This window comes from Bartonella vinsonii subsp. berkhoffii ATCC 51672, from assembly GCF_902825225.1.
GTDB lineage: Bacteria > Pseudomonadota > Alphaproteobacteria > Rhizobiales > Rhizobiaceae > Bartonella > Bartonella berkhoffii.
Genome location: NZ_CADEAK010000179.1, coordinates 1 through 436, shown reverse-complemented (window position 1 = coordinate 436; position 436 = coordinate 1). Strand labels below are relative to the sequence as shown.

Annotated in this window: 1 protein-coding gene and 1 pseudogene; both read left to right on the top strand. The window is 43.8% G+C overall.

What is annotated here, in order from left to right; translation table 11 throughout:
- Positions 1 to 317, top strand: a 317-nt coding sequence (locus J7R10_RS08825) for a metal ABC transporter solute-binding protein, Zn/Mn family (RefSeq protein ID WP_208436487.1), incomplete at its 5' end; no start/stop codon positions are given.
- Positions 314 to 436, top strand: a pseudogene (locus tag J7R10_RS10120) (manganese/iron ABC transporter ATP-binding protein); the annotation flags it as partial. The gene J7R10_RS08825 and the pseudogene J7R10_RS10120, both read left to right, overlap by 4 nt.

Below are 436 nucleotides of genomic sequence, written 5' to 3'. Positions count from 1 at the left end.
ATTTGGCGCGTGATTTTGATCTGAAAGAACTTTATTTGTGGCCAATTACTGCTGATCAGCAAGGTACACCGCTGCAAGTTAAGCATGTTATTGATATGGTTCGCAAATACAATATCCATGCAGTATTTTCTGAAAGCACTATTTCCCCTGCAACTGCTCAACAGGTTGCGAGAGAAACAGCAGCGACATACGGAGGTGTCCTTTATGTAGATGCTTTGAGTGAGAAAAACGGTGAGGTTCCAACCTATATTGATTTATTACGTGGCACAAGCGGGCGGATTAGCAATGCCTTAATAGATGGAGTAAAAAGCCAATGAACGGATCTGGAATATTTGCTCAAGGGGTAACAGTAACGTATCGGAATGGGCACACAGCAGTGCGCGAAGTGGATTTCAAGAGCCCACCAAGTTCTATGACAGCACTGGTTGGCGTTAAT